This window comes from Mesorhizobium sp. M4B.F.Ca.ET.203.01.1.1, from assembly GCF_004791025.1.
Taxonomy (GTDB): Bacteria; Pseudomonadota; Alphaproteobacteria; order Rhizobiales; family Rhizobiaceae; genus Mesorhizobium; species Mesorhizobium abyssinicae.
The window spans coordinates 73,438-85,955 of sequence record NZ_SRUO01000011.1; the positions used below are offsets into that span (position 1 = coordinate 73,438).

Annotated in this window: 10 protein-coding genes; 6 read left to right on the forward strand and 4 right to left on the reverse strand. The window is 65.2% G+C overall.

Going from position 1 to position 12,518, the window contains the following annotated elements; all coding sequences use genetic code 11:
• Positions 1–2: 2 nt before the first annotated feature.
• From EN846_RS22275 to EN846_RS22295, 5 genes are all read left to right on the forward strand, one after another.
• Positions 3–2,276, forward strand: coding sequence for a xanthine dehydrogenase family protein molybdopterin-binding subunit (locus tag EN846_RS22275; RefSeq protein ID WP_128275794.1), 2,274 nt, complete (start codon positions 3–5; stop codon positions 2,274–2,276).
• Positions 2,273–2,881 carry a hypothetical protein gene (locus EN846_RS22280; RefSeq protein WP_127310918.1) on the forward strand — a complete coding sequence of 203 codons (609 nt, stop codon included), beginning with the start codon at positions 2,273–2,275 and terminating at the stop codon, positions 2,879–2,881. The genes EN846_RS22275 and EN846_RS22280 overlap by 4 nt, the downstream gene beginning before the upstream one ends.
• 161 nt (positions 2,882–3,042) lie before the next feature.
• Positions 3,043–4,218: an efflux RND transporter periplasmic adaptor subunit gene (locus tag EN846_RS22285; protein WP_127392858.1), complete on the forward strand. Its 1,176-nt coding sequence runs from the start codon at positions 3,043–3,045 to the stop codon at positions 4,216–4,218.
• 72 nt (positions 4,219–4,290) lie between these two features.
• A complete protein-coding gene (locus EN846_RS22290) occupies positions 4,291–7,461 on the forward strand; it encodes an efflux RND transporter permease subunit (protein ID WP_127392859.1) in 3,171 nt (1,056 codons plus the stop codon).
• Positions 7,462–7,558: 97 nt separating this feature from the next.
• A complete protein-coding gene (locus tag EN846_RS22295) occupies positions 7,559–7,717 on the forward strand; it encodes a DUF3309 family protein (protein ID WP_127283862.1) in 159 nt (52 codons plus the stop codon).
• A gap of 50 nt (positions 7,718–7,767) precedes the next feature.
• Here the strand turns inward: EN846_RS22295 and EN846_RS22300 are convergent, their stop codons facing one another.
• A complete protein-coding gene (locus EN846_RS22300; RefSeq protein WP_127392860.1) occupies positions 7,768–8,727 on the reverse strand; it encodes an SDR family oxidoreductase in 960 nt (319 codons plus the stop codon).
• Positions 8,728–8,821: 94 nt separating this feature from the next.
• Between EN846_RS22300 and EN846_RS22305 the strand changes: the two genes are divergently transcribed.
• The gene (locus EN846_RS22305) at positions 8,822–9,715 is read left to right on the forward strand and encodes a LysR family transcriptional regulator (RefSeq protein WP_127392861.1); all 894 of its coding nucleotides are present in this window, start codon (positions 8,822–8,824) and stop codon (positions 9,713–9,715) included.
• Between the two features lie 78 nt (positions 9,716–9,793).
• Here the strand turns inward: EN846_RS22305 and EN846_RS22310 are convergent, their stop codons facing one another.
• The 3 genes from EN846_RS22310 to EN846_RS22320 all read right to left on the reverse strand — a co-directional run bounded on the left by EN846_RS22310 (position 9,794) and on the right by EN846_RS22320 (position 12,498).
• Positions 9,794–10,969, reverse strand: coding sequence for an MFS transporter (locus tag EN846_RS22310; RefSeq protein ID WP_189379564.1), 1,176 nt, complete (start codon positions 10,967–10,969; stop codon positions 9,794–9,796).
• A gap of 220 nt (positions 10,970–11,189) precedes the next feature.
• Entirely contained in the window at positions 11,190–12,104 is a 915-nt protein-coding gene (locus EN846_RS22315) for an alpha/beta hydrolase (protein WP_348630828.1), read from the reverse strand.
• 85 nt (positions 12,105–12,189) lie between these two features.
• Positions 12,190–12,498, reverse strand: a complete 309-nt coding sequence (locus EN846_RS22320; RefSeq protein WP_127393989.1) for a DUF1244 domain-containing protein — start codon at positions 12,496–12,498, stop codon at positions 12,190–12,192.
• Between the last annotated feature and the right edge of the window lie 20 nt (positions 12,499–12,518).

Below are 12,518 nucleotides of genomic sequence, written 5' to 3' on the forward strand. Positions count from 1 at the left end.
TCATGGCCAGCATCGGAAAGATCGCCCGCCGCACCTTCCTCATCGGCGCCGCCGCCGTCGCCGGCGGTGTCGCCGTCGGCTATTATTACTACCGCAAGCCCTTCGCCAACCCGCTCGAGGCCGATCTCGGCAAGGGCGAGGCGACCTTCAATCCTTATGTGAAGATCGGCGCCGACAACACCATCACCATCGTCGCACCGCGCGCCGAGATGGGGCAAGGCGTGTCGACGACGCTTGCCGCCATGGTCGCCGAGGAGCTCGACGTCGGTCTCGACCAGGTCAAGGTCGAGCACGGCGCGGCCTCCTATGCCTATTACAACGCGGCGATCCTCCAGGAGGGCGGTCCGTTCGCCTTCTTCGACGAGAGCATGACGGCGGAAGCGGTGCGCTCCGGCCTCGGCGTCGTCGGGAAGCTGCTCGCTTTGCAAGGCACGGGCGGCTCGTCCTCGATGCGCGACGGCTTCGACAAGATGCGGCAGGCGGGCGCTGCCGCAAGGCAGATGCTGATCGCGGCGGCGGCGCAGAAGCTCGGCGTTTCCGCCGGCGAGCTGGAAACCGCCAGCGGCACGGTCCTGCACAAAGCGTCGGGAAAATCGGTCACCTATGGCGAAGTCGCCGCCTCAGCCAACACCATGCCGCCGCCCGCCGAGGTCAGGCTCAAGGACAAGGCCGACTGGAAGCTGCTCGGCAAGCCGCAGAAGCGCGTCGACATGCTGGCCAAGGTCACCGGCGCGCCGATCTTCGGCATCGATGTCCGGCTGCCGGAGATGCTCTACGGCACGGTGAAGATGAGCCCGCGCTTCTGGTCGAAGCCGGTGAGCGCCGACCTGTCCAAGGCGGAAAAAATGCCCGGCGTGGTCAAGATCGTGCCGATCGAGACCAGCTACGGCCATGGCTTCGGCGTCATCGCCGAAAACACCTGGGCGGCATTCAGGGCCGCCGAGGCGATCGAGGCCAAATGGGCCGACCCCGAATATCCGCTGGACAGCGCCGCCATCGACGCGGCGCTGAAACAGGCGCTCACCACCAAGGGGTCGGCACTCCGCAACGACGGTGACGTCGACACCGCCTTCGCCGACGCGCCACGCGAAAAGATCGTCGAGGCCGACTATGCGGTGCCGTACCTGGCGCACGCGACGATGGAGCCGATGAACGCCACGGCGCGGCTGAAGGACGGCGCCCTCGACATCTGGTGCGGCAACCAGGCGCCGACGCTGGTGCGCCAGCTCTGCGCCAACGCGGTCGGCATCGAGCAGGACAAGGTCACGGTGCACACAACCTTCCTCGGCGGCGGCTTCGGCCGGCGCGTCGAGATGGACTATGCGCTGTGCGCGGCGCTGATGGCCAAGGAAGCCGGCGGTCGTCCGGTCAAGGTGACCTGGACGCGCGAGGAGGACATGCGCCACGACGCCTACCGCCCCGCGGCAATCGGCAGGTTCCAGGCGCGGCTCGGCGACGATGGCCTGCCGGTCGCGGTCGACATGAAGGTATCGTCGCCATCGATGATCGCCAGCACCTTGCGGCGGCTGTTCCCCTCGCTGTCGGCGATGGGACCGGACAAGACCATCGTCGATGGCGCCTACGACCAGCCCTACACGATCCCGAACTACCGGGTGAGCGGCATCGCCGCGCCCGTCTCGATCCCCGTCGGTTCGTGGCGATCGGTCGGAAGCTCGATCAACGGCTTCTTCCATGAAGGCTTCATGGACGAGATCGCGGCCGCCGGGAAAACCGATCCGGTCGAATTGCGCAAGAAGCTGATGGCCGCTTATCCGTCGGCGCTGAAGGTGGTCGAGGCAGTCGCCGGGATGGCGAAATGGGGCGAGGCGCTGCCGGCCGGCAAGGCCAAAGGCATGGCCTTCACGCTGTCCTTCGGCAGTTGGGTCGGCGAGATCGTGCAGGTCGCGGACACGCCGGCCGGCATCCGCATCGAAAAGGTGTGGATCGCTGCCGATGTCGGCACCGCGCTCGACCCGGACATCATCAAGGCGCAGCTCATCTCCGGCGCCATCTACGGCCTGTCGGCGGCGATGGGCCAGGAAATCACCTTCGCCGACGGCATGGTCGAGCAGTCGAACTTCCACGATTTCGACGCCATGCGCATCTTCCAGACCCCGGTGTTCGAGGTGGCGGTGCTAGAGAATTTCCACAAGATGGGCGGCGTCGGCGAGGTCGGCACGCCGCCGGCCGCTCCGGCGCTCGCCAATGCCATCTTCGCGCTGACCGGCAAGCGCATCCGTAGGTTGCCGCTGTCGAAAGAGGTGACCTTCGCATGAGGAAGCTTCTCATCATGCTGACGCCTGCTGCCATCATCTTGCTGGCGGCGCCTTTTGCAACCGCGCAGGAGTCCCAGCAGCCAGCCCCAGCAGCAGTCGACACGGCCAAGGGCTTGCCCGAATGGGACAAGGTCTATGCGGTGTTCTCGCATCCGCGCTGCGCCGACTGCCATGTCGCCGACGACCGGCCGCGCTGGTCCGGCGCGCATTATGGCGGCACGCGCGTGCATGGCTTCAATGTCCAGCGCGGCGCCGACGGCTCCGGCTTCGGCAATCCCGGCCTGCGTTGCACGACGTGCCATTTCTCCAGCAATTCCAAGGCATTGCATGGGCCGCCGGGGGCCGAGAACTGGCATCTGGCGCCGGCCGAGATGGTCTGGTTCGGAAAGTCCTCGGCCGAAATCTGCGCCCAGATCAAGGACCCCGCCCGCAATGGCGGGCGCAGCCTGCAGGATGTCGCGCTGCATGTTCGCGACGACAAACTGGTTGCCTGGGGCTGGGCCCCGGGAGCGGATCGTGAGCCGGCGCCAGGCTCGGCGGAGGAGACATACACAGCGATCGAGAACTGGATGGCGGCGGGCGCGCCCTGTCCGGCAGCGCAATAATCCATCAAAGTTTCTGACTATTTTGCGTTGCAACTTTGAGGTAGAAGCGGCGCTTCGCCTATCACGGCAAATTGAATAGGGCCTTGCGCGCACCCATATCGGCGACGCGCCCGCATCTGAAAGAAGCGGCCTGGCCGAACCCCGCAGTGGAAACGACGACGATGCCGAAAATCAGGTTTCACAAGCTTGCAGCCATTGTTGTGCTTATCGGATTCGCAGCCTGGATGGGAACGGGTGAATTCTCGTCCGTGGGCAGCGCCGCCGCCGACAAGCCGAAGGCAGAAGACGCCTCGAAGGCTGCGCAGCCGGAGGCCGCCAAGCCGAAAGCCGCTGAGGCCGAGGCGAAGGCGCCGCTGCGCACCGTCGCTGTGGTGACGCCGCCGCGCAAGACCTATGCGCGTGCCATCCGCATTTCCGGGCTGACCGAGGCCGACAAGCGGGCGGTGCTGGCGACGCGCGTCGCCGGCGTCATCGATAAGCTGCCGGTCAAGCAGGGCCAGCGCGTCAAGACCGGCGACCTGGTGCTGATGCTGGCGGCCGAGGAGAAGATCTCCAACGTCGACAACGCCAAGCAGCTTCTGGTGCAGCGCCAGGCCGAGCTGGAAGCGGCCCTGCGGCTGATGAAAACCGGCAATCTGCCGGCGCTGCAGCTCGACACCGCGCGCTCGAACCTGACGTCCGCGCAATCCCAGCTGGAGACCGCGCAAGCCGAGCTCGACCGCAATGAGGTCAAGGCGCCGTTCGATGGCGTCATCGACCGCGTTCCGGTGGAACTGGGTAGCTCGGTGATGCAGGGCGGTGAGGTGGCAACCATCCTCAAGCTCGACCCGGTGATCGCGCGCGGCGAGGTCAGCGAGCGCGACCTGCGCTACATCAAGATCGGCGACGAGGCCAATGTGCGGCTGGTGAACGACCAGAAGGTCACCGGCACGGTGCGCTACATCAGTCGCGACGCCTCATCGCAGACCCGCACCTTCCGTGTCGAAGTGGCGATCCCCAATGCCGATGGCGCCATCCCCGCCGGCATGACGGCCGAAATCACGCTCAGCGCGCAGCCGACCGACGCGGTCATGCTGCCGCGTTCGGTGGTGACGCTCGGCGACAAGGGCGACCTCGGCATCCGCGCCGTCGGCAAGGACAATAAGGTGGCGTTCTACCCGATCGATCTCGTCGACGACACGCCGAACGGCCTGGTGCTGGGCGGCATACCGCAGGATGCGCGCATCATCGTCGCCGGCCAGGAGCTGGTGAAGGAAGGCGACGCGGTCAAGCCGGTCGAGGCCGACCAGGCGACCATCAACAAGCTGATCGGCGAAGCCACCTCCGGGACGCAGTAGCGCAGTCCGACGTCGGGCGCGCCCGGCGTCGGCCAATTCGCCACTCCTCGAAGACAACAGCAGGCATAAGTCATGGATATCGTCAGACTCGCCATCCACAACGCCCGCCTCACAATATCCGCGCTGCTGTTCCTGCTCGTGGCGGGCTGGGTCGCCTATCAGTCGACACCGAAGGAAGCGGAGCCGGACGTTCCGATTCCGATGATGTATATCAGCCTGATCTATCAGGGCATCTCGCCGGAGGATTCCGAGCGTCTTCTTCTGCGTCCGATGGAAAGCAAGCTGAAGAGCCTGAAAGGCCTCAAGGAGATGCGTTCGGCCGCCTTCCAGGGCGGCGGCTACGTGCTGGTCGAGTTCCAGCCGCAGACCAATCTGGCGACGGCGCTGCAGGACACGCGCAGCAAGGTGCAGGACGCCAAGGCCGACCTGCCGCAGGCGGCCGAGGAGCCGACCGTCAACGAGGTCAACGTCTCCGAGTTTCCGGTCCTTGTCGTGACGCTGTCCGGCGACGTGCCGGAGCGCGTGCTGACGGCGGCGGCGCGCGAATTGCGCGACCGCATCGAGGAAGTGCCCGGCGTGCTCGAAGGCTCGCTGCAGGGCGCGCGCGACGATCTGGTCGAAGTCGTCATCGACCCGGTCAAGCTGTCCTCCTACGGGCTGCAGCTCGACCAGGTGATGCAAGGCGTCGGCGCCTCCAACAGCCTGGTCGCGGCCGGCAATCTCGAAGGCTCGGAAGGCAAATACGCGGTCAAGGTGCCGTCGCTGATCGAGACGCCGGAGGATGTCGCCAACCTGCCGGTCGTCGCCACGCCCAATGCCGTGGTGCAGGCCAAGGACATCGCCACCATCCGCTCCACCTTCAAGGACGCCGAGACGGTGACGCGCCTCGACGGCAAGCCGGCGATCGCCATCGAGGTGAAAAAGCGCATCGGCGCCAACCTGATCGACACCCTGAACCACGTCAGGGAAGTGTCCGACAGCTTCATCAAGACGATGCCGGAAGGCATGCACGTCACCTACACGCAGGACAAATCGGTCTTCGTCAACCAACTGCTTGGCGACCTGCAGAACCACGTGATGATCGCCGTCATCCTTGTGTTCATCGTCATCCTCTATGCGCTGTCTGGCCGCGCCTCGCTGCTCATCGGGCTGGCCATTCCGTCGTCCTTCCTGATCGGCATCCTGCTGCTCGCCATGATGGGCTACACGATCAACATGATCGTGCTGTTCAGCCTCATCCTGGCGGTCGGCATGCTGGTCGACGACGCCATCATCGTCACCGAATTCGCGGAACGGCGCATGAGCGAAGGCATGCCGAAGGCGGACGCCTTCGCGCTGGCCGCAAGGCGCATGGCCGGTCCGGTCATCGCCGCGACGATGACGCGCATCGCCGCCTTCTCGCCGCTTTTGTTCTGGCCGGGCATCATCGGCGACTTCATGAAATACATGCCGATCACGCTGATCGTGACGCTGTCGGCTTCGATGCTCTATGCGCTGGTGTTCGCGCCGACGTTGGGCGCCATCTTCGCCAAGGCGCCCAAGCATCATGAGGACGAGAACCGCGACGGCTGGTACATGGCGCTGGTCAAGCAGGCGGTGCGCTTCCCCATTACTGTGATCCTGCTCACCGTCGGCCTGCTGGTCGGCGTCGGCTTCGCCTATTCGAAATACGGTGCTGGCGTCGAATTCTTCCCCAGCGTCGAGCCGGATTACGGCCTGCTCTACGTGCATGCGCGCGGCAACCTTTCGCTGGCCGAAATGGACGCCGCCACCAAGGAAGCGGAAAACCGGCTGCTCGGCTGGCCGGGGGTGAAGTCGGTCTATACGCGCGCCGGCAAGACGCAAGGCGGCGGCCAGGACATTCCTGAGGATGTCGTCGGCGTCATCCAGTACGAGTTCGTCGACTGGCGCGAGCGCAAGTCGGCCAACCAGATCCTCAGCGACCTGCGCGGCGTCATGGCCGGCATTCCCGGCGTCGATGTCGAGGTGCGCGTGCCGGAGGCCGGCCCGCCGACCGGCAAGCCGATCCAGATCAGGCTTTCGGCCGCCGATCCCAAGGGGCTCGACGACAAGGCGCGCGCGGTGGCGGCGCGGATCGCCAAGATTCCCAACGTCATCGACATATCGGACGGCCTGCCGCCGCCCGGCGTCGACTGGGCGCTCGAGGTCGACCGCGCCAAGGCGGCGCAATACGGCATCAGCCCGACCTCGGTCGGCACGGTGGTGCAGCTGGTGACCAACGGCCTGAAGCTCTCGGAATACCGGCCCGCCGGGGCGGACGACGCCGTCGACATAAGGCTGCGCCTGCCCGAGGACCGGCGCACGCTGTCGACGCTGGATGAGCTGAGGGTACAGACCTCGCAAGGCTCGGTGCCGATCTCGAACTTCGTCGTGCGCAAGCCCGAGCCGACGGTCGGCATCCTCAACCGCATTGACGGCGCGCGCACGGTGGTGGTGCAAGCCAATGTCAGCGCCGGCGCGCAGGTCGCGGCGGTGCAGCAGGAAGTGACCAAGGCCGTCTCCGAGATGGAGCTGGGCAGTGGCATCCGCTGGAAGCTCGCCGGCTCCAACGAGGACAGCGCCGAGGCCGGCGCCTTCCTCAGCAAGGCCTTCGGCGCGGCGATCTTCCTGATCTTCCTGGTGCTGCTCATGCAGTTCAACAAGTTCACCAGCGTCTGGCTGGTGCTGTCCTGCGTGGTCATGGCGACGGTCGGCGTCTTCCTCGGGCTGCTTCTAACGGGCGAAGCCTTCGGCATCGTCATGTCGGGCATCGGCGTCATCGCGCTCGCCGGCGTGGTGGTGAACAACAACATCGTGCTGATCGACACTTACGACCGGTTGCGCGAGGAAGGCTGGGACAAGATGGACGCGGTGCTGCAGACCTGCCGCGAGCGCGCCCGTCCGGTTGTTCTGACGGCGGTGTCGGCGATCCTCGGCGTCTTGCCGATCGCCTTCGGCCTCGGCCTCGAGATCTTCCATCACGAGACGACGATCAACGCGCCGTCGACGCAGTGGTGGATCTCGCTGTCGTCGGCGATCGTCTTCGGCCTGTCCTTCGCCACCTTGCTGACGCTGGTGGTGACGCCATCGATGCTGATGGTGTTCACGCGCAGCAAGGACAGTCGCTTCAACGCGTTTTTCCGGCGGCTGTTCGGTCGCGGCAAGGGCAAGGTTGCAACGACTGTCCCAGGCGACGATGCGGGCGCCGAGCCGGCCATCGCCTTCCAGAAAGCCGCCGAATAAGTCAGCTCAACCAGGAAGATAAAGGCCGCCCGGGGAACAACCGGGCGGCCTTTTGCATTGTCCCAGCATAACTTCACCTCACGGCGAGGGCTTTCTCATGACGGTCAGCACACTTCTCGTCATCATTCTCATCCTCATCCTGATCGGCGCCGTGCCGGCATGGCCGCATTCGCGCTCCTGGGGCTATGGCCCTTCGGGCATCGTCGGCGTCATCCTGGTGGTGCTTTTGATCCTGTTGTTGATGGGCAGAATCTGATCCCTTATACGACCGAGCCTCCTCGGAGGCCCGGTCGTCGTCGGCCGCAGTCAGGCGGCCTCGCGCGAGGCGGGAGCGACGGCAATGCCGATATCCCGCATGGCCTCCTTCACCGCCTGATCGAGACGGGTGTGCGGGATTTCGCCGATGATCTTCTCCAGCCGTGTCGAGGCCAGCTGGTGCTCCTCGAAACGAAGGTAGGACATCGAGACGATCTCACGCCACATCGCCACGAACGGGCTGCCGGCGCGCAGCACCCACCACGGCATGAAGCCGAGCTTCAGCTTGCGCCCGAGCGCATTCTCGGCCGCGGCCTTGATATCGAGGTCGGTGACGGCATGGCCGGGGAAGTTGAGCGCCTCATAGAAGCCGAGCTTGTCGAGATTGCGCGCCAGGCCGACGAAAGCCGCTGCGAAATCCGGCAGATAGGCCCATTCGTGGACGAGATCGGCCGGACCGGGCGCCGTGTAAATGCCCTTCGCCATCTTGGCGGCGACGACCAGATCGAACCAGGAGCCGCTGCCGGTGCCGCCGAAGAAGTCGCCCGCCCTGAGCAGAATGGTGCGCACGCGGCCGGCCTCGGCCTCGCGGCGAAACAGATCCTCCATGGCGACGCGGATGCGGCCCTTCTCGGTCGTCGGCCGGAATGGCGTGTCTTCCGTGATTACGCGAGGCATCGGCGAGCCGTAATTGTAGACGGTGCCGGGGAACAAATGCAGCGCGCCGTTGGCGCCGCAGGCGGCCATGACATTCTCGGCCATCGGCAGGCATTTGCCCCAGTCGGTGTAGATCGGGTTGAGGCCGTTGAAGATGATGTCGACGCCTTGCGTTGCGCGGATCAGCGAGCCGCGGTCGAGCGCATCGCCGGCTATCGCCGCGGCGCCCTTGAGCTCGGCCGGCACCTTGCCGCTGCGGGTGACGGCGCGGACGTCGAAGCCGGCGTCGATGAAGGCCTTGCCGACGACGCGGCCGAGCCGGCCGTTGGCGCCGAGGATTGCTATCTTGGTCATTTCTCGTCTCCGTGTTTGCGTTGGGCCCTCAATCTGTGTCTTTCGCAAACGAATGGAAATTGACTGAAGTTGACGTTCTGATATTCATAAATGAATGACACAGATCGACTGGAACCTGATCAAGAGTTTCGTCGCCGTGGCGGAGACCGGCAGCCTGTCGGCCGCCGCGCGAAAGCTTGCGGCGAGCCAGCCGACACTCGGCCGGCACATCGCCGAGCTGGAGCAGGCGCTCGGCGTGACGCTGTTCCGTCGCGGCCGCAGCGGCTACGCGCTGACCGAGGCCGGCAGCGTGCTCTACGAACGCGGCCGCGCCGTGAGCGAGCAGGCGAGCGCCTTTTCGCTGCTGGCGCTGGGGTCGGTCGAAGCGATCGAGGGCACGGTGCGCATCGCCGCCAGCGAGGTGGTGGCGGCCTATGTGCTGCCGGCGATCACGGCGCGGCTTGGTGTCGAGGAACCGGGCATCGAAGTCGAGATCGTCGCCTCGAACCAGGTCGAGAACCTGTTGCGCCGGGATGCCGATATCGCCATCCGCATGGTCAAGCCGGCGCAGAACGAGCTTGTGGCGCGCAAGGTCGCCGACATTCCGCTCTGCGCCTGCGCGGCCATATCCTATCTCGGCAGGGCCGGCCGCCCGCTGGAGCCCGCCGACCTTGCCGGCCATGCGCTGATCGGCTTCGATCGCAGCGACGAGATGATCCGAGGCTTTGCCGGGTACGGCATTCCGGTCAGCCGCAGCAGCTTTCGCTTCAGGACCGACAATCAGATCGTTTTGTGGGAGGCGGTGCGGGCCGGTAATGGCATCGGCCTTGGCCAGCGTCCGCTGGCCGCGCGCGATCCGCTGGTGGAGATCGTGCTGCCACAGCTTCCACTGCCGGTGCTGCCGGTGTGGCTGGCCATGCATCGCGACGTGCGCAGCAGCGTGCGCATCCGCCGCGTCGCGGACTTCCTCTACGAGGAGCTGAAGCGCTATTCGGCCGGCGCCGGCTAGCCCATGATGCCGAAAAGTGTGAAGCGGTTTTCGGACGGCATCATGCTCTATTTCTCTGATCTCAGAGCCGGATGGATTTCAGGTCGATCCGACCTGAAATCCATCCGGCTCGGGAGCGAACTCGGCGCGGTGAGCAAGCCCGGCCATCAGCAGGACGACGATCAACAGCCCCGACAGGGCGACGAAGATCGGGCCGAAGCTCGAATGCTCGGCGACGAAGCCGATCGCCGACGGCGCCACCAGTATGCCGGAATAGCCCATGGTGGTGACGACGCTCATGCCGGTGCCGGATGACATGCCTTCCTGGTTGCCGCCGGCCGAGAAGATGATCGGCACCATATTGGCGATGCCGAAGCCGCAAAAGGCAAAGGCGGCGATCGCAAGCCAGGGCGAGGGCGACAGGCCGGCCACCAGCATGCCGGCGGCGGCGGCAAGGGCCGAGCCGCGCAGCGTCGCCACCGCGCCGAAGCGGTTGCGCACGCCGTCGCCGAGGAAGCGCATCAATGCCATGACGCCGGAAAAGGCCGCGTAAGCAAGGCCGGCGATGGCAAGGTCGGCGCCGAGCTCCTGCTGCAGGTAGAGCGCCGCCCAGTCGAGCACCGCGCCCTCGGAGACCATCGTCAGCAAAGCCATCAGCCCGACCAGATAGACCAGCGGATTCGCCGGCAGTGAGAATTTCCGATGCTCGGCGGCCTCGGGCTTGTCCTCAACAATGAGATAGCCGACAGCGAGCGCGATCACCGCGAAGGCGAGCACCGTCACCACCGTCGCATGGGCGAAATGGCCGTAGTTCTGGATGGCGAAGCCGCCCAGCGCGCCGCCGGCGAAACCGCCAAGGCTCCAGAAGCCGTGTGAGGACGACATGATGGCGCGGGAGAGCCTTCTTTCCACCGCCACCGCGTTGGCGTTCATGGCGACGTCCATGCCGCCGATCGAGCCGCCGAAGATGAACATGGCGATGGCCGCCAGCGGCACATTGGGGGCGAGCGCAACGGCCAGCAGGCCGAGGCTGCCGCACAGGCCGAACCAGCGCAGCACGGCGCGGGAGCCATGCCTGGAGATCAGATGGCCGCACCAGGTCATCGCCGTCACCGCGCCGGCGCCGAACAGGAGGATCAGTAGGCCGAGCGTGAATTTCGAGATGTCTAGCCGGGTCAGGAACACCGGGATCTGCGGTGCCCAGCTGCCGGTCAGAAAGCCGTTGGCGAGGAAGATGCCGGCCACGGCCCAGCGTCCGCGCGTCGCGGCTTGCATCGTGATTTGCACGCTCATGATGTGAAGTACGCCGGTGGATCTGGGCAGAAAATTAGATCGATTCAATTCATAGTCAAGCGCTGAGCAGGCGGAAGTGCTTGGGCCAAAGCTGCGACATCGGGTTGGTCCTCACAGCGTCAACGACAAACTCGTGGACAGGCCATCGGCATGCCGGCGCATGTCATTGCAGGCTGACCGCCAAGTCAGCCAAGGACAGTTATCAAGACATTCGACTCTTGAGAAAATCGGTTATCACACCAGCCGTGATCGCTGGATGCTCCTCAGGGAAGAAGTGTCCTCCCGTCATCGGCCTTCCCTGTACATCGATCGCCCACCGGCGCCAGAGGGCCAAGGGACCCCCAGCATCGTCGTACCAGCTCGCCAAGGCGCCGCTTTCGCTCCAAAGGGCGAGCAGAGGGCAATTGATGCGCCGGCCAGCACCGAGATCTGCCGCGTCGTTCTCGCGGTCGATACTCGACGCTGCGCGATATTCCTCGCAGATTGCATGGATATGGCCAGGATCGCTCAGGGCGGCAATATAGGTCTCTCGAACCCAGTCGGGAAAAACGTCTCGCGGTGTTCCCCACTCACCAAGCGCATTGTCCACGACCGCGCCGGGCGCGGAGAAAATCAGGCGCTCTGGAAGAGGAGATGGTTGCGCGAGCAGCGAAAACGGCCAGAAAGCCAAGGCAAGACGCGCGTCAGCGCGATCCCACACGTCGAAAGTTGGCACAACGTCCAACACCGCGACGTGAGATACGCATGCGGGATGGTCAAGCGCGGCCCGATAGGCAACTCTGCCTCCTCGGTCGTGGCCGACTATGGCGAAGCGATCATGGCCGGCGGATCGCATGGCTTCCACCAGCGTCGTGGCGATCTCGCGCTTCGACATAGCGTCTCTCAAGCGCTCGTCTGGACAATTGCTTCGCCCGTATCCGGGCAGGTCGGCCGCAATCACCTTATATTCGCCGGCCAACAATGGGGCGATCTCGCGCCACATCAGGTTCGTCTCTGGAAAGCCGTGCAGGAGAAGTACGGGAAACCCGTCGCCACCTTCGTAAACGAAAATTGCGCCGCGCTCGCCTTCAACCACGCGGCTTGTGAAGCCGGGAATCTCTGTCGTATCTGTCATCATGACTTTAGAACGGCAACGAGCCGCTAAAGTTCATGGCGGGTCAGCCGAACGAACGTCGTCGCCTTTGAACACAGCACCAGATTCGCTAGTGATCCTTCGGCCGCCTTGCCTCGAACTCGGCCTTTTTGGCCTCCGACGCCTCGGTCTGGTGGAGCGCCTGCCATTCGGCATAGGGCATGCCGTAGACGATCTCGCGCGACTCGTCCTTGGAGAGCGCGACGCCCTCGGCCTCGGCCGCGTCGCGATACCAGTTGGAAAGGCAGTTGCGGCAGAAGCCGGCAAGGTTCATCAGGTCGATGTTCTGCACGTCGCCGCGCTGGCGCAGGTGGTCGATCAGCCGGCGGAAGGCGGCGGCCTCGAAATCGCGCTTCTGCTCGTCGCTGAGTTCGGTCATGTCATGCACTCCTTGGGCCC